The sequence below is a fragment of the Stenotrophomonas sp. GD03794 genome, assembly GCF_029842145.1.
GTDB lineage: Bacteria > Pseudomonadota > Gammaproteobacteria > Xanthomonadales > Xanthomonadaceae > Stenotrophomonas > Stenotrophomonas riyadhensis.
This window is the reverse complement of sequence record NZ_JAOCFV010000004.1, coordinates 163,067-188,780: the sequence shown is the minus strand read 5'-3', so window position 1 is coordinate 188,780 and position 25,714 is coordinate 163,067. Positions and strand designations below refer to the sequence as shown.

At 68.1% G+C, this 25,714-nt stretch carries 25 protein-coding genes; 14 read left to right on the top strand and 11 right to left on the bottom strand.

Annotation, left to right across the window (positions count from 1 at the left end; translation table 11 throughout):
- Positions 1–113: 113 nt before the first annotated feature.
- Together N5D91_RS04180 and N5D91_RS04175 are read right to left on the bottom strand one after the other, a co-directional pair.
- Positions 114–1,493 (bottom strand): sensor histidine kinase, encoded by a 1,380-nt coding sequence (locus N5D91_RS04180; protein ID WP_180853945.1) that lies wholly within the window; start codon positions 1,491–1,493, stop codon positions 114–116.
- Complete coding sequence (locus tag N5D91_RS04175) at positions 1,486–2,160, bottom strand: response regulator transcription factor (RefSeq protein WP_071227978.1); 675 nt, start codon at positions 2,158–2,160, stop codon at positions 1,486–1,488. The genes N5D91_RS04180 and N5D91_RS04175 overlap by 8 nt, the downstream gene beginning before the upstream one ends.
- A gap of 62 nt (positions 2,161–2,222) precedes the next feature.
- Between N5D91_RS04175 and N5D91_RS04170 the strand changes: the two genes are divergently transcribed.
- From N5D91_RS04170 to N5D91_RS04160, 3 genes are read left to right on the top strand one after another with little or no spacing between them, the layout of a single operon-like run.
- Positions 2,223–3,470 carry a TolC family protein gene (locus tag N5D91_RS04170; protein ID WP_180853944.1) on the top strand — a complete coding sequence of 416 codons (1,248 nt, stop codon included), beginning with the start codon at positions 2,223–2,225 and terminating at the stop codon, positions 3,468–3,470.
- Positions 3,467–4,639, top strand: a complete 1,173-nt coding sequence (locus N5D91_RS04165; protein WP_180853943.1) for an efflux RND transporter periplasmic adaptor subunit — start codon at positions 3,467–3,469, stop codon at positions 4,637–4,639. Before N5D91_RS04170 ends, N5D91_RS04165 begins: the two co-directional genes overlap by 4 nt.
- The gene (locus N5D91_RS04160; protein ID WP_180853942.1) at positions 4,636–7,713 is read left to right on the top strand and encodes a CusA/CzcA family heavy metal efflux RND transporter; all 3,078 of its coding nucleotides are present in this window, start codon (positions 4,636–4,638) and stop codon (positions 7,711–7,713) included. Before N5D91_RS04165 ends, N5D91_RS04160 begins: the two co-directional genes overlap by 4 nt.
- A gap of 112 nt (positions 7,714–7,825) precedes the next feature.
- On the opposite strand, the gene N5D91_RS04155 is transcribed toward N5D91_RS04160, so the two are convergent.
- Positions 7,826–8,140 (bottom strand): hypothetical protein, encoded by a 315-nt coding sequence (locus tag N5D91_RS04155; protein WP_180853941.1) that lies wholly within the window; start codon positions 8,138–8,140, stop codon positions 7,826–7,828.
- 79 nt (positions 8,141–8,219) lie between these two features.
- A complete protein-coding gene (locus N5D91_RS04150; RefSeq protein ID WP_180853940.1) occupies positions 8,220–8,960 on the bottom strand; it encodes an SDR family oxidoreductase in 741 nt (246 codons plus the stop codon).
- A 105-nt stretch (positions 8,961–9,065) separates the two neighbouring features.
- Between N5D91_RS04150 and N5D91_RS04145 the strand changes: the two genes are divergently transcribed.
- Positions 9,066–9,959, top strand: coding sequence for a LysR family transcriptional regulator (locus tag N5D91_RS04145; RefSeq protein WP_180853939.1), 894 nt, complete (start codon positions 9,066–9,068; stop codon positions 9,957–9,959).
- Between the two features lie 65 nt (positions 9,960–10,024).
- Here N5D91_RS04145 and N5D91_RS04140 read toward each other — a convergent pair whose 3' ends face one another.
- From N5D91_RS04140 to N5D91_RS04120, 5 genes are all read right to left on the bottom strand, one after another.
- Positions 10,025–11,392 carry a heavy metal sensor histidine kinase gene (locus N5D91_RS04140; RefSeq protein WP_180853932.1) on the bottom strand — a complete coding sequence of 456 codons (1,368 nt, stop codon included), beginning with the start codon at positions 11,390–11,392 and terminating at the stop codon, positions 10,025–10,027.
- The gene (locus N5D91_RS04135) at positions 11,389–12,087 is read right to left on the bottom strand and encodes a heavy metal response regulator transcription factor (RefSeq protein WP_110712486.1); all 699 of its coding nucleotides are present in this window, start codon (positions 12,085–12,087) and stop codon (positions 11,389–11,391) included. Before N5D91_RS04135 ends, N5D91_RS04140 begins: the two co-directional genes overlap by 4 nt.
- Positions 12,088–12,132: 45 nt before the next feature.
- Positions 12,133–13,017, bottom strand: a complete 885-nt coding sequence (gene copD / locus N5D91_RS04130; protein ID WP_180853931.1) for a copper homeostasis membrane protein CopD — start codon at positions 13,015–13,017, stop codon at positions 12,133–12,135.
- A gap of 10 nt (positions 13,018–13,027) precedes the next feature.
- A complete protein-coding gene (gene copC / locus N5D91_RS04125) occupies positions 13,028–13,405 on the bottom strand; it encodes a copper homeostasis periplasmic binding protein CopC (protein ID WP_153855462.1) in 378 nt (125 codons plus the stop codon).
- Positions 13,406–13,515: 110 nt separating this feature from the next.
- Entirely contained in the window at positions 13,516–14,370 is an 855-nt protein-coding gene (locus N5D91_RS04120) for an AraC family transcriptional regulator (protein WP_180853930.1), read from the bottom strand.
- Between the two features lie 186 nt (positions 14,371–14,556).
- On the opposite strand from N5D91_RS04120, the gene N5D91_RS04115 reads away from it, so the two are divergent.
- Positions 14,557–16,689, top strand: a complete 2,133-nt coding sequence (locus N5D91_RS04115) for a TonB-dependent receptor (protein WP_180853929.1) — start codon at positions 14,557–14,559, stop codon at positions 16,687–16,689.
- Positions 16,690–16,802: 113 nt separating this feature from the next.
- Here N5D91_RS04115 and N5D91_RS04110 read toward each other — a convergent pair whose 3' ends face one another.
- Positions 16,803–17,279, bottom strand: coding sequence for a MerC domain-containing protein (locus N5D91_RS04110; protein ID WP_153855459.1), 477 nt, complete (start codon positions 17,277–17,279; stop codon positions 16,803–16,805).
- 32 nt (positions 17,280–17,311) lie between these two features.
- Here N5D91_RS04110 and N5D91_RS04105 point away from each other — a divergent pair, with 32 nt between their 5' ends.
- The 8 genes from N5D91_RS04105 to N5D91_RS04070 all read left to right on the top strand — a co-directional run bounded on the left by N5D91_RS04105 (position 17,312) and on the right by N5D91_RS04070 (position 23,969).
- Complete coding sequence (locus N5D91_RS04105) at positions 17,312–17,845, top strand: DUF2796 domain-containing protein (RefSeq protein WP_180853928.1); 534 nt, start codon at positions 17,312–17,314, stop codon at positions 17,843–17,845.
- On the top strand, positions 17,842–18,537 hold the full coding sequence (locus N5D91_RS04100; protein ID WP_180853927.1) for an ATP-binding cassette domain-containing protein: 696 nt from the start codon (positions 17,842–17,844) through the stop codon (positions 18,535–18,537). Before N5D91_RS04105 ends, N5D91_RS04100 begins: the two co-directional genes overlap by 4 nt.
- Entirely contained in the window at positions 18,530–19,783 is a 1,254-nt protein-coding gene (locus N5D91_RS04095; RefSeq protein WP_180853926.1) for an ABC transporter permease, read from the top strand. The genes N5D91_RS04100 and N5D91_RS04095 overlap by 8 nt, the downstream gene beginning before the upstream one ends.
- Before the next feature lie 2 nt (positions 19,784–19,785).
- Positions 19,786–20,337 (top strand): DUF3299 domain-containing protein, encoded by a 552-nt coding sequence (locus N5D91_RS04090; protein WP_180853925.1) that lies wholly within the window; start codon positions 19,786–19,788, stop codon positions 20,335–20,337.
- Positions 20,327–20,947 carry a DUF3299 domain-containing protein gene (locus tag N5D91_RS04085; protein WP_180853924.1) on the top strand — a complete coding sequence of 207 codons (621 nt, stop codon included), beginning with the start codon at positions 20,327–20,329 and terminating at the stop codon, positions 20,945–20,947. Before N5D91_RS04090 ends, N5D91_RS04085 begins: the two co-directional genes overlap by 11 nt.
- On the top strand, positions 20,947–21,693 hold the full coding sequence (locus N5D91_RS04080; protein WP_180853923.1) for a hypothetical protein: 747 nt from the start codon (positions 20,947–20,949) through the stop codon (positions 21,691–21,693). Before N5D91_RS04085 ends, N5D91_RS04080 begins: the two co-directional genes overlap by 1 nt.
- Positions 21,694–21,874: 181 nt before the next feature.
- Positions 21,875–23,407: an MFS transporter gene (locus N5D91_RS04075; RefSeq protein WP_164080251.1), complete on the top strand. Its 1,533-nt coding sequence runs from the start codon at positions 21,875–21,877 to the stop codon at positions 23,405–23,407.
- A gap of 4 nt (positions 23,408–23,411) precedes the next feature.
- Positions 23,412–23,969, top strand: a complete 558-nt coding sequence (locus N5D91_RS04070) for a TetR family transcriptional regulator (RefSeq protein WP_164161877.1) — start codon at positions 23,412–23,414, stop codon at positions 23,967–23,969.
- A 156-nt stretch (positions 23,970–24,125) separates the two neighbouring features.
- On the opposite strand, the gene N5D91_RS04065 is transcribed toward N5D91_RS04070, so the two are convergent.
- Complete coding sequence (locus N5D91_RS04065; RefSeq protein WP_180853922.1) at positions 24,126–25,007, bottom strand: AraC family transcriptional regulator; 882 nt, start codon at positions 25,005–25,007, stop codon at positions 24,126–24,128.
- A gap of 106 nt (positions 25,008–25,113) precedes the next feature.
- Between N5D91_RS04065 and N5D91_RS04060 the strand changes: the two genes are divergently transcribed.
- A complete protein-coding gene (locus N5D91_RS04060) occupies positions 25,114–25,650 on the top strand; it encodes a peroxidase-related enzyme (RefSeq protein ID WP_180853921.1) in 537 nt (178 codons plus the stop codon).
- The last annotated feature ends 64 nt before the right edge of the window (positions 25,651–25,714 follow it).

Genomic DNA, 25,714 nt, shown 5'->3' with positions numbered 1-25,714 from the left:
TTGGTAGGTGCCAACCTTGGTTGGCACACGGGAGGTCAACAGCGCCCACCAAGGTGGGCGACTACCGGGTGGCGTGACCGGGTAGGTGCCAACCTTGGTGGGCACGCAGGACGTCAGCGGGATCGAAACCGCAACCCCACCCGTGCGCCACCGATCGGGGCGGTATCAATCATCAGGGTCGCACCATGCCGCTGTGCGATCTCGGCCACGATCGCCAGACCCAGCCCGCAGCCATCGCCTTCGCTGCTGGCCCGGTAGAAGCGTTCCGTGACGCGTCCGCGTTCGGCCTCGGCAATGCCGGCGCCGTCATCATCCACCCATGCCTGGACGCCTTCGCCATTCTGCTGCAGGCCCAGGGTGATCACACCACGCAGGCCACCGTAGCGCAGCGCGTTGTCCAGCAGGTTGCCCAACGCCTCGCGCAGCAGCTGCGGGTCGCCCTGTACCTGCACGCCGTCGTCGGGCCCGTCGTAACCCAGGTCCACGCCCGCCGCCAACGCACGGTCGGCGTAGCGCTCCACCACGCCACGTGCCAGCACGGCCAGATCCACCGGGTGCAGCGGCAGCGCGCTGCCCTGCGGGTCTTCGGAACGGCTGAGCATCAGCAGCTGGTTGACCAGGTGCTGCAGCCGCGCCAGCCCGGCCAGCGTGCCGGACAACGCCAGCTGCTGGGCCTGCGGATCGTGCTGGCGCAATGAACTCTCCAGCTCCACCTGCATGGCCGCCAACGGTGTGCGCAGCTGATGTGCGGCGTTGCTGACGAAGCGGCGTTGCGCCCCCTGCATCGCGTCCAGGCGCTGCAGCAAGGCGTTGTAGGCCTCCACCGCCGGCCAGAGTTCGCGGGGAGCTTCCTGCGCCGGGTCCAGCGGCGCCAATGGATCCGGCCGCGGGCTGGCCAGCTTCCGTGCGACCAGGTTGGCGTGGCGTGCGGCGGCGCCGGTGCCGGACCAGGCCAGCCACGCCGCCAGTGCCAGGATCGCGGCCTGGAACGGAACGCTGGTCAGCAGCAGCTTGCGTTCCAGCCGGTGACGCTTGCGCAGCGTCTCGGCCACGCGCAGCCGGATGTCATGGCCCGGCCCGGCGCTGACCACCACTTCGACCATGCGCACCGGCTGCCCACGCAGGCGGGCATCGTAGTAGACCGCGTCGTCATCCGCGGCAGCGCTCGCCGGGCGCGGCAATGCTTCGGGCAGGTCGCCATACAGGCGCCCGCCTGCAGCGTCGACCACCTCGCCATGCACTTCGTCGGCGGTGTCCCAGGTGAACATGCGCGATACGGCCGGGGTGATCTCGATCGAGGCGCGGCCATCCTGCACGGTCACCAGCTCGGACAATGACATCGCCGAGTCCAGCAGCCAGCGGTCGTAGACCTGGCCGGCGTAGAAGCGCGCCAGCGCGAACGAACCTACTGCGCTGCACAGCAGCAGCACCAGCAGCGGCAGCCACAGGCGTCGCAGCAGCAGGCCGCGCAGGCTGTGCACGCGCTCAGTCACCCACGGCCTCCAGCCGGTAGCCAAGGCCACGCAACATGCGGATGCCGACGCCGGCGCGCGCCTGTTCCAGCTTGCGGCGCAGGCGGCTGACATGCACCTCGATCACCGACAGGTTGGCCTCGTGGTCCCAGCTGTACAACGCATCGAACAACCGCTGCTTGGTGACGGTGCGGCCCGGATGCTGCATCAGCGCTTCGACCAGAGACAGCTCGCGTGCGGTCAGCTCGATGCGCTGGCCTTCCACCTGCACTTCATTGCGGATGCTGTCGAAGCACAGCCGGCCGAGTCGCTTCTGTGCCGGCGCATCGCTGCGGCGGCGTGACAGCGCACGCAGGCGGGCTTCCAGCTCACCCAGTGCGAATGGCTTGGCCAGGTAATCATCGCCACCGCGGTCGAGACCGAGGATGCGGTCCTCCACGCCATCGCGCGCAGTGAGGATCAGCACCGGCAGGGTAGCGCCGTCGTTGCGCAGCCGCGAGAGCAGGTCGAGGCCATCCACGTCCGGCAACGAAAGGTCGAGCACCATGACGTCATATGGGGTACTGGCCAGCGCGGCCGGCGCGTGCAGCCCGCGCGGGAGGTGGTCGCACAGATGACCGGCGCCCTGCAGGGCACGGATCAGTCCATCGGCCAGTGCGGCGTCGTCTTCGATCAGCAGGATTCGCATTGCAAGCTTCGTGCAAGGTTGGGGCAAGTTTGGCGCAAGTCCGTCACCTTACCGTGACGTGCATGAATTTCTCCCCTCGTCTTGCGGTCGTGCTGGCCGCCCTTTTGTGCGCGCCTGCGGCTTCGGCGCTGTCCCTGGCAGAAGCGCAGCGTGCAATGGAAGCGCACAACCCGGACCTGCGCGCCGCGGCACTGGAGCTGCGCGGGGTGCAGGGTGACGCGCAGACGGCGGCGCTGCGCCCGGCCACCGAGCTGTCGATCGGCACCAGCAAGATCAGCCCCAAGCACGGCATCGGTCCTGGACGTTGGCAGGACAAGCGGGTGGACAGCACCGTGGGCCTGGGCTGGACCTGGGAACGCGGTGGCAAGCGTGCATTGCGCGTTCGCCAGGCGGAAGCGCTGCTGGAGGTGGCCGGACTGGACATGCTCGATACCCGGCGCCGCCAGCAGGTGGCGCTGCATGAAGCCTATTTCGGCCTGAAGGGCGCGCAGGAGCGGGTGCAGATTGCCGACGCCAACCGGCAGAGTTCGGCCGAGCAGATGGCGGCGGCCGACAAGCAGGTCGCGACAGGGGCGATGGCACCGGTGGATCGCGCGCGGCTGGCGGTGGACGACCTCGCCGTAGCCGACGCGTCACGCGAGGCAGCATTGGATCTGCGCGATGCACGGCATGCGCTGGGCCTGCTGCTGGGCAGCGATGACAGCCGCGACCTCAGTGCCGATGACCCCTGGCCGGATGCCAGCAGCGTGGCCGATGTACGCGCGTTCGACCCGCAGCAGCGTGCCGACCTGCGTGCCGCGCGTTCGCGCCTGGTCGCGGCCGACGCAGGCGTGGCTCTGGCGCGCAGCGAGCGCCATCGCGATATCCAGCTGGGTGTGGAGGCCGAACGTGAGCCGACCGACATCAGCGGTGTTACCTGGGGCGTGTCGTTGACCATTCCGCTGGGGGGGCCGTCGCGCGCGCGCGGCGCGATCCAGCGTGCCGAGGCGGACCGTGACAGCGCCGCGCTGGAGCTGCAGGTGCTGCAGCGCGAAGCACGCGCCGAACTGGACCAGCTGCAGGCCAGCGCGCAGTCCGCCGCGCAGCGTCGCAGCGACTATGAGGGACTGCAGTCCGACGCCGCACGCAGGGCGGTGCAGGGCATCGAACTGGCGTACCGGCGCGGTGCCGCCAACCTGACCGATCTGCTGGATGCGCGCCGCAGCTGGCGCGACTTCGAGGCCGCGCTGATCGAGGCGCGCACCGACCATGCCATTGCCCTGGTGCGCTGGGAAGCCGCCACATCCGTTGCCGAAGGAGAATCCCGATGAAGTCCACCGCCGCCCATCGCCCACGGGCGCGACATGCCGTGCTGCCGGCGTTGCTGGCGCTGGCCCTGCTGAGCGGCTGTGGCCGCGAGCCAGCGTCCTATACCGAGGATGCGCCCCAGGTCAGCGCGGGCCAGATCCAGTTTCCCGCCGAAAGCCGCCAGCTGGACGTGCTGCGCAGCGAGGCGGTGACCGCCGGCGCCAGCGCCAGCCTGCAGCTGCCGGGCCGGGTGGTCTGGGATGAGACGCGCTCCAGCGCACTGCACACGCCGTTGCCGGGTCAGGTGGCGCGCATCGAGGCGCAGCCGGGGCAGAACGTGAAGGCCGGCCAGGTGATCGCCTGGATCACCTCACCCGAGTTCGGCCAGGCCCAGGCGGAGGGCGTGCGTGGCCGTGCCGAGCTGCAGCAGGCGCGCAAGGAGCTGGACCGTACCCGTGAACTGCATGCCGCGGGCGTGGCCTCTGGCCGTGAGCTGGATGAAGCCGAGGCGAATTTCGCTGGCAGCCAGGCGGATCATGCACGCGCGACCGCGTTCGCCAGGGCCTACGGCAATGGCCAGCGTGTGGACCAGCGCCTGCCGCTGCGCGCGCCCATTGATGGCGTGCTGGTGGAGCGGCGGATGAGCCCGGGCATGTCGGTCAGCCCCGACAGTGAACAACCCTTGGCGGTGATCGGCGATCCGGACCGGCTGTGGTTGCTGCTGGACATCCCCGAAAGCCTGGCGGGACGGCTCAAGGCGGGCATGCAGGTCAGCGTGCCGGGCGCAGATGGCCAGCCGCTGCAGGCGACCCTGCAGCATGTGGACGATTTCGTCGACAGCGAGCGCCGCGTGGTGCAGGCTCGCGCCGAGCTGGACAACCGTGCACGCGGCTTCAAGGCCGGGCAGTACGTGCGTGCCCAGGTAGCATTGGCGGCCGAGGGCGGGGTCTCGCTGCCCGATGCGGCGGTGCTGCTGATCGACGGCAAGCAGGTCGTGTTCGTGGAGGAGGGCAAGGGCCGCTACGTGCGCCACGCCGTGCACGCCGAGGAGCTGGGTGACGGCCGACTGTGGGTGCGTGACGGCCTGGCGGCTGGCAGCAGGGTGGTGGTCGAAGGGGGCCTGCTGCTGCAGCAGCTGGTCGACAGCGCGCCGGCAGCGGCCAGCACCGGCACGGGGCATGCGGCCCCATGATCGATCGCCTGATTGCCTATTGCCTGCGCCAGCCGCTGATGGTGATGCTGGCACTGCTGTTGTTCATCGGCGGCGGTATCGCCGCGTTCCGCGTGCTGCCGGTGGAGGCCTTCCCGGATGTATCCGACACCCAGGTGACGGTGGTGTCGCTGCACCCGGGCCGCGCCGCCGAAGAGGTGGAGCGCGAAGTGACGATGCCGCTGGAAGTGGCCTTGTCCGGCATTCCGCATTCGGTGCGGGTGTTCTCGCACACGCAGTTCGGCTTGTCGATGATCATCCTGACCTTCGACGACAAGGCCGACGACTATTTCGCGCGGCAGCAGGTGCTTGAACGCCTGCAGGGCGTGGAGCTGCCGGAGGGCGTGACCCCGGAGCTGGAGGCGATGAGTTCGGCGGTGGGCGAGATCTACCGCTACGTACTCAAAGGCCCGCACATGACGCCGACCCAGCTGCGCACGGTGCAGGAATGGACGATGGAGCGCAGCCTGCGCACCGTGCCGGGCGTGGCCGATGTGATCAGCTTCGGCGGGTTCGCGCGCACCTTCCAGGTCAAACCGGACCTGGACAAGCTGCGTGATCGCGGCATCAGCCTCGGTGAATTCGCCGAGGCGCTGGAGAAAGGCAGCTCCAATGCCGGCGGCGGCTACGTGGAGCGTGGCCAGCAGCAGTTCCTGATCCGCGGCGTGGGCCTGATGCGTTCGCCGGGTGACATCGGCAACGTGGTGGTGGCGCAGCGCGGCGGTACGCCGATCCTGGTGCGCGACCTGGCCAGCATCGCCGATACCGGCCTGCCACGGCAGGGCCTGGTCGGCCAGGACGACAATGACGATGCGGTGTTCGGCATGGTGCTCATGCGCAAGGGCGAGAATCCGTCCGACGTGCTCGACGCCCTGCATGCGCGCATCGCCGAGATCGAAGCGAACCAGCTGCCGGCCGGGGTCAGCATCGAGCCGTTCTACGACCGCTCCTGGCTGGTGTCGACCACCTTGAAGACCGTCTTCCGCAACCTGCTGGAAGGTGCGGTGCTGGTGTTCCTGGTGCTATGGCTGTTCCTGTACAACGCCCGCGCCGCGCTGATCGTGGCGGCGATGATGCCGCTGGCGCTGTTGTCGACCTTCCTTGGCCTGCACCTGTGGGGCGTGCCGGCCAACCTGCTGTCCTTGGGTGCGATGGACTTCGGCATCATCATCGATGGCGCGGTGATCGTCACCGAGCACATCGTCTCGCGATTGTCGAAGCTGCCACCTACGGCTGATCGGAAGACGCGGTTCTCGACCATTCTTTCAGCCGCATCGGAAGTGGGCCGGCCGACGTTCTTCTCGATGCTGATCATCATCGCCGCGCACATCCCGATCTTCACCCTGCAGCGCCAGGAAGGCCGCATGTTCGCGCCGATGGCGTACTCGGTGACCTCGGCCCTGATCGGTGCGTTGATCCTGGCGCTGACCGTGGTGCCGCTGTTCTGCTACTGGTGGCTGCGACGGGACCGCATGCGCGATGGCAATCCGCTGATGGACCGCCTGACCGGCTGGTACCGGCCGATCCTGGAGCGTGCGTTGGCCCGACCGCGTGCGGTGGTGCTGACCGCGGTCGCATTGCTGGTGGGTACGTTGGCATTGGGTACCCGCCTGGGCTCGGAGTTCCTGCCCGAGCTGGACGAGGGCTCGATCTGGCTGACCGCCACGCTTGACCCCAGCACCAGCCTGGCCGAAGCACAGCAGCAGTCGCGGCGCATCCGCGAGCTGGTTGGAACCTTCCCGCAGGTATCGACGGTGGTGGCCAAGCTGGGGCGGCCGGAAGACGGCTCCGATGCCAAGGGCGCCAACCAGATCGAGGCACTGGTGGCGTTGAAGCCGGAGAAGGAATGGCCGAAGGGGGTGGACAAGCGGCAGCTGGTGAGCGACCTGCAGCGCACGCTGGAGCAGCGCATTCCGGGGCCGGAGTTCTCGATCTCGCAGCCGGTGCGCGACAACATCCTGGAGAGCATCTCGCAGATCAAGGGCCAAGTGGTGATCAAGGTCAGTGGCTCGGACCTTGACGTGCTGAACCGGCAGGCGCAGGCGATCCTGGGCCAGGTGCGTGGCGTGGAGGGCGTGGAGAGTGCCTTCATCGACCGTGATGGCTCCTTGCCGCAGCTGCAGATCGAGATCGACCGCGACCGCGCCGCGCGCTATGGCCTGAACGTGCGCGACATCGACGAAGTGATCGAGACTGCACTGGGCGGGCGCCAGGTCGGCGAGCTGTGGGAGGGCGACCGCAGGTTCCCGATCACGTTGCGCCTGGACGATGCCGACCGTGACCTGCAACGGCTGCGTACGGTGCCGGTGGGCATCGGCGATGGCCACACGGTGACGTTGTCCGACGTGGCCGACTTCCGCATGGCCAGCGGCGCGATCAATATCTCGCGCGAGAACGCACAGCGGGTCAAGGCGGTCAGCATCTTCATCGCTGGTCGTGACATGGGCAGCGTGGTGGCCGACATGCGCAAGCGCGTGGACGCCAGCGTGCAGCTGCCGGAAGGCTACCGGCTGGAGTGGTCCGGCGAGTTCGAGAACCAGCAGCGTGCGATGAAGCGGCTGGGCTGGGTGATTCCGCTGTCGGTGCTGATCATCTTCGTGCTGCTGTTCGATGCCTTCAAGGACATCAGCAGCGCGGCACTGATCCTGGCCAACGTGCCCCTGGCGATGATCGGCGGCATCCTGGCCCTGTGGCTGACCGGCATTCCGCTGTCGGTGTCGGCGGCCATCGGCTTCATTGCATTGTTCGGGCAGGCGGTGCTGAACGGCGTGGTGATGCTCAGTCGCTTCGCCCAGCTGCGCGAGCAGGGCATGGACCTGCTGCAGTCGGTGGTGCAGGGTTCGCTGCAGCGCCTGCGTACGGTGCTGATGACCGCACTGCTGGCGATGTTCGGCCTGCTGCCGATGGCGACCTCGCATGCGATCGGTGCAGAGACCCAGAAGCCGCTGGCGGTGGTGGTGATCGGTGGCCTGCTGTCGGCAATGCTGCTGACCCTGCTGGTACTGCCGACGCTCTACTACTGGGTGCACCGACGCCGCGAGGCGCGGACGGGCTGACGATAATGTAGAGCCGAGCCCATGCTCGGCTGCTTCTGGCTTCTGCGCGAAGAGTAGCCGAGCATGGGCTCGGCTCTACAGTAGCGCCACGACTCGAGCGGATCCGCCAGCCTTACTGCGCCATGCCCTGCCAGGCGATCATCATCGGTACGATCAACAGGCCCAGGCAACTGACGCACAGCACCGTCGTGGTGATGTGGAAGAGCCAGAAACGGCCTGGCGTTTCAGCACGCCATACCTTCTTGGCGATGTTGACGCCCCAGATCGTAAAGCCATCGGCGATGCCACCCAGGAAGAAGCAAAGGGTGGCCAGTGCCCACAGCACCCAGATCAGCGCCATCGCCAGATTGCGTACGTCGCCACGCAGCGAGGACCACAGCACCAGCGTCGCCAGCGCCAACAGGCCTCCCAGCAGAAACGTGATCATCCAGAGTCGATACCAGATGCCCGGCCTTTCCATGCGCGTGCCCCCTCCGTTTGGCCGAGCATAGCCAGTCCGGTGGTCCTTACACCATCCCGCCATTGGCGCGCAGCACCTGGCCGTTGATCCACCCGCCATCAGCACCGGCCAGGAAGGCCACCGCACCGGCGATGTCCTCCGGCGTACCCAGCCGCTCCAGGGGATTCATCTTCGCCAACCGCTCGATCAGCTCCGGTGACTTGCCCTCCAGGAACAGGTCGGTGGCGGTCGGGCCGGGCGCCACTGCATTCACGGTGATGTTGCGCCCGCGCAGCTCCTTGCTGAGGATCGCGCCCATCGTCTCCACCGCCGCCTTGCTGGCGGCATACACGCTGTAGTTCTCCAGTCTGATGCCGACCACGCTGGTGGACAGGCTGATCAGGCGGCCGCCGTCGCGCACCCGTCGCGCGCTCTCGCGCAGCACTTTGAACGCGCCCTTGAGGTTGATGCCGATCACCCGCTCGAACAGGGCATCGTCGCTGTCGGCCAGCGGCGCCAACTGCAGCACGCCGGCACTGTTCACCACTACGTCGATACCGCCGAAGCGCGCCTCGATGGCGTCGAACAGTTGGCGCACCGCCTGCGGGTCGGCGACATCGGCCTGCAGCGCGATGGCCTGTGCGCCGGTGGCGTTGAGTTCGGCGGCCAGTGCCTCGGCATCATCGCGGCGGCCGGCATAGTTGATCACCACGTCATGGCCATCGGCGGCGAGCCGCCGGGAAATGGCGGCGCCGATGCCGCGGGAACCACCGGTGACCAGGGCGATGCGATTGGGGGAGGTGGGCATGATCCGGTCCAGCAGGCACGCCGGAGTGGCGCAGGGCCATCTTCGCCATCTTGCCCGGTCGGATAATCATGCATAATCCGCCAACATCATCCGGGTAGCCGAACAATGGACCGATTCACGGCCATGCGCGCCTTCGTCCGTATCGTCGAGCGCCGCAGCTTCACCCGTGCTTCCGAGGACCTGGGCCTGCCGCGGGCCACGGTGACCGACGCGATCAAGGCGCTGGAGAATCGGCTGGGCGTGCGCCTGTTGCACCGGACCACCCGGCTGGTGGTGCCCACCCTGGAGGGCGAGGCCTTCTATGGCCGTTGCCTGCGCCTGATCGCCGACATGGACGATGCCGAAGCCGCGTTCCGTGACGTGCCGCCGCGCGGCCCGCTGCGCATTGAAGTGCACGGCACGCTGGGCCGGCACCTGCTGTTTCCGCACCTGACGGAATTCCTGCAGCGCTACCCGGAGATCGAACTGGAGGTCAGCGAAGGGGACCGCTACGTCGATCTGTTGCGCGAGGGCGTGGATGCGGCGCTGCGTGTCGGTATCCTGGCCGACAGCGATCTGGCGGCGCGGCGGTTGACGCTGCTGCGCGAGGTCACCGTGGCTTCGCCAGGCTACGCGCAGGTGCACGGCGTGCCCGGGACCATCGAATCGCTGGAGCAAGGCCACCAGATGGTCGGCTACCGCTCCAGTGCCACCGGCCAGCTGATTCCACTGGAATTCCAGCAGGGCGCGCAGGTGCGTTACGTTCCACTGCCGGCCCGGGTGCGTGTTTCCGGTGCGGATGCTTTCCTCGGTGCCGCGCTGGCAGGGCTGGGCATCATCCAGGCGCCGCGCTACCGGATGGATCCGTACATTGCGCGCGGGCAACTGGTCGAGCTGCTGCCGGACACACCGCCGACACCGAGCCCGTTGAGCCTGGTCTACCCGCGCAACCGCACGCCATCGCCGCGGCTGCGGGTGTTCATCGACTGGGTAGCCGGGGTGTTCGACCAGATGAGGTAGTGCCGGCCGCTGGCCGGCAACTGCAACACGCTTGATGTGCCAAGGTTGCCGGCCAGCGGCCGGCACTACCGGGCCGCTGCGCTGGGCAGCACCAGCTCGAACACGGTGCCGGTGTCGTCGGAGGCCACGCTCACCGTTCCGCCATGTGCCTGTGCAATCGCACGGGTGATCGCCAGGCCCAGGCCGGCGCCCTCGTGGCGGCCACGCTCGCCGCGATAGAAGCGGTCGAACAGGCGCGGCAGCGCTTCGGTGGCAATCGGTGCCCCCGCGTTGTGCACGCTTACCCGGCAGCGGCCGCCGTCCTCGTGCAGCCGTACCTGCACGTCGCTGCCTGCCGCCGCATGCTTCAACGCATTCGACAGCAGATTGGCGATCGCACGGTGCAGCATCAAGCGGTTGCCTTCCACGCTCGCCACGCCGTCGCGGCGCAGGCTCAGCTGGCGGTCCTCGGCCAGCAGTTCGTAGAACTCCAGCAGCGAATCCACCACCGCATCCAGTGCCACCGGCTCGCGCGAAGGCAGTGCCCCCGGCGCTTCGGCCTGCGCCAGATACAGCAGGTCGCCCACGGTCTGCGCCAGCTGCTGCAGCTCCTCGGCACAGGACGCCAGCGTCTCGCGATAGGCCTCGTTGCTGCGTGGGTGGGCCAGCACCACCTGTACCTGGGTCAGCATGTTGGTGATCGGCGTGCGCAGCTCATGGGCCAGATCACCAGAGAACTCGGTCAACCGCGCGAAATCCTGCTGAAGCCGTGCCAGCATGCCGTTCAGGGTCTGCGCCAGCTGTTCCAGCTCGGCCGGGGCGCTGTGTGCGCTCAGGCGCCGCTGCAGTCGGCCGGCGGTGATCTGCCGGGCTTCATCGGCCAACGTGCGCAGCGGTCGCAGCGTGCGTCGCACGACGTAGCCCCCCAGCAGGCTGCTGGCCACGGCGGCACCGATGATCGCGATCGCCAGCAGGTGGCGGAAGCGCTGCAGGAAGTCGGCGTGGCGGGCATCGTCGATGGCCAGCAGGATGACCAGCTGCCTGCCGTCGGCAAGGGTCTGGCGCAGGTGCAGGGCATGCATGCAGCGGCCATCGGCAAGGATCCAGTCGTGCCGACGCGGGGTGGTGTCGATGGGCTGGCTGCGAGCGTGTTCGCGCAGCAGTGCCGGTGCGGTGGAAAACAGCACGGTGCCGCGCCCGTCGACAATATGGAAGGCGATGTCCGGATGGTGGCCCAGCGCCTCTGCCAGGCGCAGCCCGCGAGCCGGCGCGGGCCCATTGCCGGCCAGGTCACGGATCAGCGCAACCTTGTTTTCCAGTTCGGTGAAATCCTGGGCGACCAGGTCGTGGCGGGCACTGACATAGATCGCCACGCCCAGTGCCGCCAGCACCAGCGTGGCGACGGTGGCGAACAGCAGCGTCAGCCGCACCGCGATGGAACGGCGCAGGCTCATCCGCCGGGCGTGGCGCCGCCGTCCGGCGCCTCCATCACATAGCCCATGCCGCGTACCGTGACGATCAGCTTGGCATCGAAGTCGTCGTCGATCTTCGCGCGCAGGCGGCGGATCGCCACGTCGATCACGTTGGTGTCGCTGTCGAAGTTCATGTCCCATACCTGCGAGGCGATCAGCGACCGCGGCAACACTTCGCCACGGCGGCGCGCCAGCAGCTCCAGCAGGGTGTACTCCTTCTGGCTGAGGGAGATGCGCTGGCCGCCGCGTTCCACCCGGCGGCGCAGGGTATCCACCACCAGGTCGGCAATGACGATGCGTTCGGCCTGCGGCACGGCCTGGCCGCGACGCAGCAGGGTGCGCACGCGCGCCAGCAGTTCGGCAAAGGCGAACGGCTTGGCCAGGTAGTCGTCGGCGCCCAGTTCCAGGCCCTGCACGCGGTCGGCGATGCTGCTGCGGGCGGTCAGGAACAGCACCGGTGTCTGCCACCCTCCGGCGCGCAGTCGTGACAGCACGTTCCAGCCATCCAGGCCGGGCAGCATCACATCGAGGATGACCAGCTGGTACTCGCCACTACCGGCCAGATGCAGCCCGTCGACTCCGTTGCAGGCGAGGTCGACCACGTAGCCGGCCTCGATCAGGCCCTGGCGCAGGTAGTTGCCGGTCTTGGGTTCGTCTTCGACGATCAGCAGTTTCATGGTGCGCCCATCATCGCAGCTTGGGCCCGTACCGGAACGGATCGGTCATGTCAGTGGGTCCAGCGTGCCAAGCACGGCGACGCAGGCCAGCACCAGCAGCGCCAGCACCGATTCGCAGGCCAGGCTGTGGCGGAGTGAGCGCAGCGGCCTGGGTTGCCAGCCGCCACGGATGGAGACCGCCAGCGCTGGCACCAGCCGCCAGCGATGCAGCGCGGCCAAGCCCAGCATGCCACCCACCAGTGCCAGCTTGAGCAGCAGCCAGCGTCCATGCGCGGCGCCGGTCAGGGTCTGTATGGAACCGCCGAGATCGACATAGGTATAGGTGCCGGTCATCGCCAGCAGGGCGACGATGATCGTGCCGGGCACGGCGAAGCCGTGCGCGGCCTTCCATAGCTCGTGGGTGCGTTCGCGCAGGCGCAGGCCCTGGCGGCGCAGTGCCAGCTGCACGATGGCGGCGATCGCACCGATCCAGGCGCCGGCCGCCAGCAGGTGCACGATGCCGGCAGCAAGACGCAGCCTGCCAGCGACCCCATCGCCAGCAGCGGCGTGGCCGTTCCAGGCGAGGCTGGCCAGGGTCACCGCCGAGAGTGCCAGCAGTGCAGGACGGCGCAAGCCCTGCACCGGGCGATTGACTGCCAGCAGCGGCAGCATTGCCAGCAGGGCCAGGATGCGCAGCAGTCCCGCCTCGCCCACCGGCGTACCGGTAAGAAACCAGCGCGCTGTCTCGCCATCGATGTCAACTGGTGATATGCCAAGCACGCCGGACAATCGGGTGACCGCATCGATGCCGACCAGCACCAGTGCCACCACAGTGAGGGCCAGCGAGACGCTGCGCGGCAGTCCGGGGCGGATGAACAGCATCCGCCCGAACAGCAGCATCAGGGCCAGATACAGCGCCAGCCGCAGCGCGTATGGCGAAAGCTCGGCCACAGCGATGGCCTTACTTCACGGTGAAGCGGTAGGTGCCGGTGATCGGATGGCTGTCCTGGCCGACCGCGCGCCACTGCAGCGCGTAACTGCCGGCGGGCAGCGGCTTGGCAAAGCGCGCGCGCAGGGTGTGGCCGTCCTCGGAGATCTCCTGCGCGGCGGTCGGCATCGCCATCTTCATGCGGCCGTGGTCCATGCTCAGTTCGATGCGGGTGGCACGCGGCATCACCTTCTCACTGAACTGCAGCTCTATCTGGCTGGCCGGGGCCACGGTGGCATCGGCCGCTGGCGTCGAACGCACCAGGCTGGGATGGGCCAGCGCCAGCGGTGCGGCCGAAAGGCCGGACAGCAGCAGGGCGAGCGGGGCGACGCGGAACAGGGAGCGGGTCATATGCGGATCACCGATGGGGAAGTGGCCTGCAGGGTGGCGTCCACCGCCTTTCGAGGCCCTGACCTGGACATTACCGGTTTGTAATGTTGGCAGCCGGCCTGCGGGCGGCACTACCGTGCCCGTGACTGCGCGATCCATGCCGACGGCGAACAACCGACCACACGCCGGAACGCCGCGCTGAACTTGCTGGGATTGGCATACCCGCTGGCCAGCGCAACGTCGGTGACACGCCGGCCCTGCGCAAGCTCGGCGCGCGCCCGCTGCATGCGGTGCTGGGTCAGGAACGCATAGGGCGGCAGGCCAGTGGCCGCACGCAGCGCGCGGCTGAACGTCGCGGCCTCCATCTGCACTGCAGCGGCCAGCTGTGGAACGGTCAGCGCCTGGCCGTGTTGCGCGTCGATGTAGGCCTCCAGTTGCCGCAACCGTCGTGCCGACAGCGGGGACACCGTGCCACGCGCCTGGCACGGCTGACCGGCAAGCTGACCCAGGCGGTGCAGCAGCACCTGCGCGCCATGTTCGAGGAAGCCGGGCAGGCAGGCGTCGGCCTGTGCGCTGGACCACAGCGCCTGCAGCACCGAAGTCACCACCGGATCGCGGTGCAGCCGCGCCGCCAGGGGTTGCAGGTGCTGCAGCGCCGGCGCGTCGTGCGGCAACATGCGGGTATCGATGGCGATGCCGAGCAGATCGACTGCAGGGCTGGCATAGGTGCCAGACTCTCCCGGCAGTACCAGGTTGAACTGTCCGGGCCGCCACGGCGCCTGCAGAAGACCGCTGAGGGTGCGCTGCTGCAGCCGACCGCCGCCGCCCACGGCCATGCCCAGGCGCAGTTGCTGCGGATGTCCCATCTCACCTTCGCTGGCATCGAAGCGATGGCGCAGCAGCACCACCGCACCGTCATCGCTGGCGTAGGCCGCAGGGGCCTGCGGGCCGGTTTCCTGCAGCAGCTGGTCGGCGAGGGCGGGCATCACGGATCCGGGAATGGAGCGGCACTGCCGGAAATGGAGTGGCGGCGTCGCGTGAATGTTACAGGATAACACTCTTGCCCGCGCTGCCGCCGCTCGCGCGTCCGCCACTCCATTCGCCGAGGTTCCCCGTTGAAGTCGTCCACGCCCGCCGCCGCGCTCGTCGCGGCATCCCTGCTCATTCCTGCAATGCCAGTGCTCGCCCAGCAGGCCGACCCTGCCACGCTTGATGGTGTCCGGGTCACCGGTTCCAAGCGCGATACCCCGTACCTGAAGAGCGATCTGTCGGTGACGGTGCTTGATCGGCAAGCCTTGAAGGAGGCAGGTGTCACCGAATTCCGTGATCTCGACAAGCTCGCGCCGAACGTGAAGTTCAATGCGATGGGCCAGCTCAGCAACATGTTCATCTCGATCCGCGGCATCGAGTCCAATCCGTTCCTGGTCAACCGCGCCTCGGTCTACATCGACGGCATCCCGTTCCGCGAACTGAGCAATGCCGTGCTCAACCAGGTGGAGTCGGTGGAGGTGCTGCGCGGCCCGCAGGGCACGCTGTACGGCGCCAACAGCGAATCCGGCCTGGTACTGGTGCGCACGCGCGGCCCGGCTGATGCACGCGAGGGCGAGATCAACGTGCGCAGCACCTGGTTCGGCAACGGCAATGGCACCGCTCTCGATGGCTTTCTGGCAGGGCCGCTGAGCAAGACGGGCAGCCTGTCGGGCTCGGTGGCGTTCATGGGCTCGGACGAAGATGCCTACCTGAAGAACCTCACGCCCTCCGGTGCGCGCGGCAGGGTGGGTGAAGGCTACCTGCAGGGCAAGCTGCGCTGGCGGCTCAGCGACTACGTTTCGGTGAATGCGCTGGCCTACCATCTGCGCACCCGTGCGCCGGGCATGTTCGAGTACGAGTACCTGCCGCTGGATACCGGCCTCTACAACCGTACCTACGGCGCCTCGCTCAATGGTGGCCGGCGTGCAGGCGATTTCACCTACATCAACGACGCGCCGAAACGCACCGAAAAGGATGAAACGGTGGCCGGCCTCAGTGCGCAGTGGCAGCTGCAGGCCGGTACGCTGGACGTGGCCGCTTCCTGGCGGGACGAGGAGGTGACCTCGGCCGGCTACGACTTCGACATGACCAACAGCCCGGCATTGGCCGGCCGCATCTACGACAGGAAGAAGGAATGGACGGCCGAGGCGCGCTTCAGCTCGCCCAGCGACCAGGCGCTGACCTGGATGGCCGGTGTGTCGACCTACCGCAACAGCAAGGATTCGATCCTCGGCACCTTCGTCGGCCCGGCGCTGCATGGGCTGGACAGCTACAACCTGGCGCCACGGCAGACCTCAAAGGGCGAGGACTACAGCGTGTTCGCCACCGCCAGCTACACCTTCCCGGGGCTGCCCAAGCTGACCGCCAGCGCCGGCCTGCGCCATGAGCAGGCGCGGCGTTCCACCGAACAGCGCGCCGGTGCGCTGGACCTGGGCGCCGGTGGCCGCGTGCTGTATCGCGATGCCGCATTGGCGCACACCTTCTCGGCCACGTTGCCGCGGGTGTCGCTGCGCTACGACGCCAGCGACGATCTGTCGTTCTATGCGGCATCGGCGAAGGGCTATATTCCGGGTGGCTTCAATCTGGCCGCGGCGCAGAGCGATGTGGTCAACGACAAGGTACTGCGCTACGAATCCGAGCGCATGTGGAGCCATGAGCTGGGCTTCAAGATGAACCTGGCCGGCGGCCGTGGCCACATCGGCGGCGCGCTGTTCCACATCACCTCGGACAACTGGCAGGAAATCCAGGTGGCCACCGATGCCAACGGCCGCCCGATCTCGTCGGACTACGTGGGTTCGGATGCCTCGATCCGTTCGCGCGGTGCCGAGCTGGAGGGCGTGTTCGAAGTGCTGCCCGGTTTCACCCTGATGGCGAATGTGGGCTACGTCGATGCGAAGTACACCAGGTTGTGGGTCAGCGTGGACCAGAACCTGGATGGCAAGCGGGTCAAGCTGACGCCGCACTACACCGGCTATCTCGCGGCCCGCTACCAGTTCGAGTCGGGCATCTATGCGCGATTGGAATCGCAGTTCACCGGCTCCAGTGCACTGGATGAACGCAACCGCGCGTTCCAGCCGGCCGTGGCCGTGCTCGGTGCGCAGCTGGGTTATGAGACCGGGCCGTGGAGCGCGCGGGTGTTCGTGCAGAACCTGACCAACAAGCGCCGCATCAACGGCCTGATCTTCGACAACCTGGCCTTCGGCCGCGACGGAAACTACTACGGCCCGGTGGACAGCCCACGCATCTTCGGCGCGGAAGTGGGGTACCGCTTCTGAGGAGGCGGGGGGCGCGCCGGCCAGCGGCCGGCGCTACCGGTGGTGGTGCGGCGCAGACGGCCTGCGCTTCCAACGAACGGTAGTGCCGGCCGCTGGCCGGCATCTTCGGAACGCTACCGGTGCTGGTGCAATGCCCGCCGGTTGCCGATGTGCGCGCATGCCAGCAGCACGCCACCACAGGCCGTGGCGACGCCGTGCCAGAGCAGCGATTCCTTCAGCGGCAGGTAGAGCGAAGCCGACAACAGCAGGATGGCGCCCGTTGCGGCCAATCGCACCGGCAGCCCGCGCCCATGCCGGTACAGCCCGGCCGTGGTACTGGCCAGCGCCAGCGTCGAGGCCATCAAGGCGAACAACCATTCCCAGCGCGACATCATCAATAGCAGCGTCATCACGCCGTGGCCGGGGTGCTGGAACGAGCGCAGCGCCATCATTGCCGCCGGCACGAAGGCCAGCAGCAGGGGCAGGGCGATGCAATGGGCGGCGCAGGCCAGTGACAGCCAGGCACCGGCCAGATCGAAACGGGGATGCCAGCGTGCCGAAGTTGGCGGCTGGGCCAGAGCCCTTGCGGGGGTCGGGGGGATGTGGTCCATTATGTTACATAGTAACAATTGGAGTCTCCCTCATGAAGCTTCCTGCTGCTCTTTTCCTGCTGCTGGGCGCCAGCGCCGCGCAGGCCCATGACGTGCGCCAACTGGGCGCACATGTGCACGGCCAGGCCACTGTCGATCTCGCGCTTGACCAGCAGACGCTGGAATTCGCCCTGCAGGCGCCGGGCATCGGCATCCTGGATTTCGAGCGCCCACCGGCCAATGCAACCGAGCGGGCATCGCTGGCAGGTGCCACCGCCGTGCTGAAGAGCGGCAGCTGGGTCACCCTGCCCACGGCGGCCCATTGTCGTCTGGTCAGCGGTGATGCCAGGGCCGAAGGCTTCGATGCGACCGTTGCCGTGCCCACGGCCGGGCAGCATCGTCATGCCGGCTTCAGTGCCAACCTGCAGTACCACTGTGCGAATCCGGCGGCGCTTCGTGCCCTGGTGATGCGCCTTCCCACGCTGTTCCCGGGCCTGCACGAGGTCATCGTCAACACCGCGACGGACGGTGGCCAGGGGCGCACCGTGCTGACCACGGACAACCTGCGCGTGGTGCTGTCACCGTGAGCAGCGCGGCGGTGATCAGGCTGGACGAGGTGCAGTTCGGCTATGGAATGCGGCCCGTGCTGGACATTCCCCGGTTGCTCATCGCGCAGGGCAGCAGCGTGCTGCTGCGCGGCGCCAGTGGTGGCGGCAAGAGCACCTTGCTGGGCCTGCTGGCCGGCGTACTGCTGCCCAGCCAGGGCCGTGTCGAGGTGGCCGGCCATGCGCTGCATGGGTTGCGCGGGCCAGCGCGGGATCGCTTCCGTGCCGATCATCTGGGCGTGATCTTCCAGCAGTTCAACCTGCTGCCCTTCCTCAGCGTGCGCGACAACATCGCGATGGGCCTGCGCTTCTCGCGCCTGCGCAGTGGACGCATCAGCGGTCCGCTGGATGCCGAGATCGAGCGCCTGCTGCGCGCGCTGCAGCTGGACCCGGCGCTGATGCCGCGACGTGCCGGTACGCTGAGTGTCGGCCAGCAGCAGCGCGTGGCGGCCGCACGTGCGCTGATCGGCCGGCCGGCGGTGCTGTTGGCCGACGAGCCGACCTCGGCACTGGATCGCGAGGCCGCGACCGCGTTCCTGCAGTTGATGTCCGTGCAATGCCAGGCCGCCGGCACCACGGTGCTGGTGGTCAGCCATGACCACAGCCTGCAGCCCTTGTTCGACCGCACCATCGCCCTGGCGGAAATCAACCACGCAGGTGCCGCCCATGCTTGAACTTGCCTGGGCGAGCCTGCGCAGCCGCGCGTTGAGCGTCAGCCTGACCGTGCTGGTGATCACCCTCAGCGTCGTGCTGCTGCTCGGTGTCGAGCGTGTACGCACGCAGGCACATGAAGGCTTCGCCAGTACGGTGTCGGGCACCGACCTGATCGTTGGCGCGCGATCAGGGCCGGTGAACCTGCTGCTGTATTCGGTGTTCCATATCGGCGACCCGACCAACAACGTGTCCTGGCAGTCCTACCAGGAGCTGTCCTCTCTGCCGCAGGTGAAGTGGGCGGTGCCACTGTCGCTGGGCGATTCCTGGCGCGGCTACCGGGTGGTGGGTACCAGTGGTGGCTACTTCGAGCACTACCGCTACGGCGCGGGCCATGCGCTGGCGTTCGCGCAGGGGCGGCCATTCGATGATCTGTACGATGCAGTGATCGGTGCCGAGGTGGCGCGCGCGCAGAAGGTCGGTGTTGGCGACGAGATCGTGCTGGCGCACGGCACCGGCGCAGTCACCCTGGCCACGCACGCCGACAAACCGTTCCGCGTGGCCGGCATCCTGCAGCGCACCGGCACGCCGGTGGATTCGTCGCTGCTGGTCTCGCTGCCGGCCATCGAGGCGATCCATGTCGACTGGCGTTCGGGTGTGCAGTTGCGCAGCCAGAGCGTCAGCGCCGAGCAGGCGCGCCACCTCGACCTGACCCCGACCAGCATCACCGCCTTCATGCTCGGCCTGAATTCGCGCATCGCCACGTTCTCGGTACAGCGCAGGATCAACGAGTATCCGGACGAGGCGATGCTGGCGATCCTGCCCGGCGTAACTCTGCAGCAGCTGTGGCAATCCCTGGGCACCGCCGAGCGGGCGTTGCAGCTGATCAGTGCAATGGTGGTGCTGCTGGGCATGGTCTCGCTGGTGGCGTTGCTGGTTTCGACGCTGCAGGAGCGGCGGCGCGAGATGGCGATCCTGCGTGCGACCGGCGCACGGCCGGGTTACATCGCCGGCCTGCTGGTGGTGGAAGCGGTGGCGACCAGTGCCATGGCCTGCGTGCTGGCGTTGGCGCTGCTGGTGGCCGCCAGCATTGCCGGGCGTGGCTGGGCGCTGGCGAACTTCGGTCTGTCGATCACCCATGTGTGGCCGGATGGCCGCGAACTGGCGTGGGTGGCGGGTGTGCTGGCGACCAGCGCGGTGGCCGGCCTGGTACCGGCGCTGCTGGCCTATCGGCGCACGCTGGCCGATGGCCTGTCACCCGGGGGCTGAGCATGCGCTGGTTGCCGATGTTGCCGATGGTGCTGCTCCTGACCGCCTGCGAACGACCGGTGGATACCGGTGTGCAGGCGCTGCCAGCGTCACCGGTGGTCGATCACGATGCCTCGGCAGCTACCGAAGAACAGGAACTGGACTGGCTGCAGATGATGCCCAGGGACGAGCTGGCCGCGCTGGAGCGCGGCGAGGGCCCGGAAGTCGAGCACAACGGCAACCGGCGCATGCCGCAGTTCGGTACGTTCCGTACCGTGGACACCGTACTGCAGCGGCCGGTGCGCCTGCCCGGCTACGTGGTGCCGCTGGCCAACGCACAGGACGGGCGCCTGACCGAATTCCTGTTCGTGCCGTACTACGGCGCCTGCATCCATGTGCCGCCGCCACCGCCGAACCAGATCGTGCACGTGGTGCTGCCGCGCCCGATCGAGATGCCGGACATGTATTCGCCGTTCTTCCTGGCCGGTACCCTGCGTGCCGAACGGCTGGATGACGATCTGGCCGGTTCGGCCTACACCATGCGTGACGCTCAGCTGAGGCCGTATGAACCGTAGTGTCATGATCGGACTGACCTGCTGCCTGGGCCTGTTGGGGTGCACGCAGGCGGGTGGGGACGCCATGGCCCCCAGCGCAGCACCAGGCGCTGCGCGGCCGGCCACGACCGAGGCTCCCATCGATCGCTGGGACGCGCTGCGGCCCGATGAAGTGACCTACCAGCGCCCACCGCCGCAGATCGGCCTGTCACGCAATGGCATGGACGGGGTGGGCGGGCTGATCGACGACACCGGCTCGGGCACGCCACCGGGGCAGGAGATCGACCACTCCAGCCCGGACCGCGCCAAACAGTTCGGTTCCTCGCAGGTGGTCGATGCTGCCGATGGCCGCGCCGTGGACCTGGATGGCTACGTGGTGCCGCTGGGCACCAACGATGCCGGCCTGGTCGATGAACTGCTGTTCGTGCCGTTCTACGGTGCGTGCATCCACGTCCCACCGCCGCCACCGAACCAGATCATCCACGTGACCCTGGCCACGCCGATCGCACTGGGCGACCTGTGGGACCCGTACCGGTTGGCCGGCCGCCTGCAGGTGAAGCGCTTCGATGCGGATATTGCCAGCGCCTCCTACGACGCCGCAGCGGCGACACTGACGGCGATCCACAACTGATGGGCACGCGTTGGATCATCGTTGCGGGGGTGTTGGTCACCAGCGTGGTGTTGCTGGTGTGGTGGCACCTGCGCGCCGACGTCACCGAGCCACCGGCGATCGCCTTCCCGGCACCCGCGGCCGATGCCAGCCAGCGCATCGAACAACGTCTCGGCGAAGACCACGCTTTTCGCAACGATGTGCTGTTCCTGCTGGCGGCCACGTTGCGCGACCGCTGCGTGCCGGCACAGGCGGGGCTGCTGGCGCGCATGGCCAATCGTGCATCGCTGCCGGTGCTGGCCGCGGTCAGTGCGGTGACCCAGCAGGATCCAATGCTGGACCGGCCGATCTACCAGTACATCCAGCATCGCGCCGATGCCACGCGCTGTGGCCAGCCGCTGCAGATGCCGTTGGCCGGTGGGCGCAGCATGGAGGTGGACATCGAGCAGTACGCGCGCACCTTCCCGGACAGCTACTTCGACCCGCAGCGCAGCACTGAGCCGCGGGATTTCGGCGGCCTGTCGTTGCAGCAACGCGCAGGGAATGCCTGCAACAGCGTGCTGTATTCGGTACTGCCGCTGGGCGGCGCCGATTGGCGGTGCAGCAGCCTGCGCGCCAATGCCCGTGCGCGGGTGCGCGGGCTGTGCGAGGACGAACTGCGGCGCCAGCATGGGGCAACGGGCGGGGAACTGGACATGGCGGTGGGGCAGGGCATGCAGGCAGCCGTGGTGTCCGCGATTGCCGCGTTGCCGGAAGACTGCCGCTAGCCGCGTCCCGCTGGGGCCGGGCCATGCGTCGCCCGACGCAGTAGAGCCAGGCCATGCCTGGCTGGCGGTTCAGTCGAGCAAGCGCGCCTCTACAAAAGCTGAACCGACTGATTTCTCGGATCATAACTATACAGGACATCCTGTATAGTTATGGCTGTACTCCACCCCACCAGGTTCTCCCATGGCTTTGTCCCAGCCCCTGGCCGGTGCTCCGGCCCTGTCGCGTGCCCGTCGCTGGGCGCTGTTGTTCACCGTCGCCGCCGGCCTGCTGCTGGTTACGCTCGACAACTCCGTGCTCTACACCGCACTACCCACCCTGACCGAGGAACTCTCGGCCAGTGCCGGCCAGGCGCTGTGGATCATCAACGCCTATCCGCTGGTGATGGCTGGCCTGCTGCTGGGCGCGGGCACGCTCGGCGACCGCATCGGCCACCGCCGCATGTTCCTGATCGGACTGGTCGTGTTCGGCCTTGCATCGCTGGCAGCGGCATTCGCCGACAGCGCCGCACAGCTGATCGCTGCCCGCGCGTTCCTGGCGGTCGGCGCGGCGGCGATGATGCCGGCCACGCTGGCCCTGATCGGCCTGAGCTTCCACGAAGAGCGTGAGCGCAACATCGCCATCGCGATCTGGGGTTCGGTGGCGATCGTCGGTGCGGGGCTCGGTCCGATCATCGGCGGCTGGCTGCTGCAGCACTTCTGGTGGGGCTCGGTGTTCCTGATCAACGTGCCGGTGGTGGTGGTGGCCTTCGTCGCTACGCTGCTGCTGGCGCCGGAGGGCCAGCGCGACACGTCGCGCCCCTGGGACATGGTGTCCTCGCTGCTGGCACTGGCCGCACTGTCTGGCCTGGTGCTGGCAATCAAGTCGTTGATCGCTACGCCGCCGTCGTATGCGCTGGGCGCAGGCGCGCTGCTGCTGGCCGTCGTCACTGGCGCGGCGTTCGCACGCCGCCAGCAGCAGCTGCCGTACCCGCTGCTGGACTTCGCGATCTTCCGCAATCCGGCGTTCCTGGCCGGCACGCTGTCGGCGGTGTTCACCCTGTTCGCGATGGCCGGCCTGCAGCTGGTCACCACCCAGCGCTTCCAGCTGGTGGCGGGCTTCACTCCGCTGCAGGCGGGCCTGCTGGTGTCGGTGGCGGCGCTGGGCAGCCTGCCGAGTGCACTGCTGGGCGGCAGCATCCTGCACCGTGTCGGCCTGCGTCCGCTGATCTGTGGTGGCCTGGCGGCTGGCGCCGTGGGTGTCGGCGTGGTGGCGTTCGGTTTCCCGCACGGCCTTGGCTGGGTGGTGGCTGGCATGGCCATTACCGGCTTTGGCATGGGCTCGGCCATCTCGGTGGCGTCCACCGCCATCCTCAACAATGTGCCGGCACACCGCGCAGGCATGGCCTCGTCGGTCGAAGAGGTGTCCTACGAATTCGGTGGCCTGCTGGCGGTGGCGATGCTGGGCAGCTTGAGCGCGGCGATGTACGGCGCCTTCCTGCCGGTCTCGGCCGACATGCCCGAGCTTGCCCGCGAAGGCTTCACCCAGGCGCTGCACGTGGCACGCGAAAGCGGGCAGGGCGAGTGGTTCGCGCTGGCCACGGCCGCGTATGACCGCGGCTACCAGATCGTGCTGCTGGTGATCACGGTGATGCTGGCGCTCGGTGCGACGATCATCGCGCGCCTGCTGCGCGGCCGCGTCGGCAGCCGCGAGGGCGCGGCCGATCGCGTAAAATGACGCGATGAGAACCAGCAAGCGCGACCGCATCCTCGACGCCGCCGTCAACGTGATCAATCGTGACGGCGTGCGTGCGGTGACCTTCGAGTCGGTGGCGGCCGAGGCCAAGCTGACCCGCGGCGGCCTGCTGTATCACTTCCCGTCGCGCGAGGCGCTGCTGCGCGGCATCGACGAGCATCTGGTGCAGGCCTGGGAGACGTCGATGGAAACGCTGCTGGGCAAGCGTGCGGAGGAAGCATCGGCGCTTGAGCGCTACCAGACCTTCGTGCGCGTCTCGGCGCAGAGCGCCACCCGTGCCGAACTGATGTTCATGCTCGAATCGGCCGACCCGGACGCCGACGAGCGCCCGTGGGGCCCGGCAGTGCGGCGCTGGGCGCCGCTGCCGCCGTCGGCCGGGCAGAATGACCCGGCCGCACTCGACAACTTCGTGGCGCGGCTGGCCGCCGATGGCCTGTGGATCTACGAGGCGATGTACGAAGGGCAGCTGGATGAAAGCGTGCGCGCCCAGGTGGCCGAACGCATCGCGGGGCTGCTGGCGAAGCCCGATGGAACGTCCAGCTGAGCCGTTGACCGACGCGCGGACGTCGCTCTTGGTAGCGCCGACCGCTGGTCGGCTGTCATGTAGCGTCGAGCCTTGCTCGACTGACTTCCGGTCAGGTCACGAAATCCCGCGCTTCGCGCGATAGTCGACCCGCGGTCGACGCTACCCCTCACCCATTTACCCGACCTGTGCTGCGGTCGCCGCCAACCACGCCCTGGGCGACGCCCCCAACCGCTTGCGGAACGCCTTCGACAACGATGCGGTATCGGCAAACCCGACCTCGATCGCCACCTGCTTGACCGCCATGCCTGCCCGAAGCTGTGCGCAGGCCAGGCTCAGCCGCCAGTCGAGCAGATAGCTGGCCGGCGTCGCCTGCATCACCTCCTTGAACACGGCCGCGAACGCGCTGCGTGACATGCCGGCGGTCGACGCCATGCGTGGCAGCGTCCATTCGTCCTGCGGCGCCTGGTGCATCGCCACCAGCGTGCGTGCCAGTCGCGCATCGGACAGCCCGCGCATCAGCCCATGGCTGACGCCTGCCGCATCCGGATGGTCGACCACCCAGCGCAGGACCTGGATCAACGCCACCTCGAACAGGCGGTTGGTCAGCAGCCGTGACCCGCAGCGCTGGCGGTCGGCCTCGGTGAACAGCAGGTGCAGGGTGTCGTCCAGTTCGCCGATCGCGGCCAGCGGCACCACCATCACCGGCGGCAGCGACTGCACGATGGGATTGCGCGCTCCGCCATCGAAATCGAGCGTCGCGCAGGTGAAGTCCGGGCCATCCAGTGGGGCATTGAAGAACACGTGGTGCAGCGGCTGCGGGTACAGCAGCAGGCTGGGGGTGTCGATCTTCAACCGCGGCAGCGCGGTATCGCCATCGGGATGGCGCACCTCCATTTCACCCCGGCGCAGGATGTGCAGGAACGCACGACCGGGCTGCGGCTCGAAGACATGGCGCCCGCACAGCGGACCGCTATGGAACAGCGCCGCGTGCACCCGGAATCGTTCCAGCAGGGAGGAGAGGCGGTCGGGCGCGGAGGCGTCGAGGGGAATGCTCATGGACGAATGGACAAAATGTGCGGCATATTTAGCCTGATGAGTCCAGTGAGTCTACCTAGGATGAGCGGGTCGTCCAATCCCGGGCGCTTTCCCAAGGAGATCCACCATGTCCCGTGTCCCCCTGATCGATGCCGCCAACACCACCGCCGACCGCCAGGCCCTGCTGGGCCAGGTCCACGCCGCCTTCGGCGCCACCCCGGCCATGTTCCGCGCTGTGGCCAATTCGCCGGCCGCCCTGCAGAGCATGTGGGGCTCGTTCGGCGCAATGGGCGGCGGTCGCCTGTCGCCGCTGCTGGGCGAGCAGATCGCCGTCGCCATCGCCAACCGCAATGCCTGCGAATACTGTCTGGCCGCGCACACGGCATTGGGCCGCAAGGCCGGCGCCAGCAGCGAGCAGATGGCTGCCGCGCAGATCGGCCAGTCCAGCGATCCGGCCACTTCGGCGGCACTCGACTTCGCGCTGAAGGTGGTGGAGCAGCGTGCACAGATCACCGACAGTGATGTGCAGGCGTTGCGCGCAGCCGGCTTCGATGACGAGCAGATCGTCGAGATCCTCGCCCATGTGGCACTCAACCTGTTCACCAACTACGTCAACGTCGCGTTCGACGTGCCGGTGGACTTCCCGAAGGTGGCGCTGCGCTGAGATGCGGTTCGGCCCGGGTGGCAGTGGGCCGCCCGGGCCGGTCGAAATGGAGCAGACGGCGTGG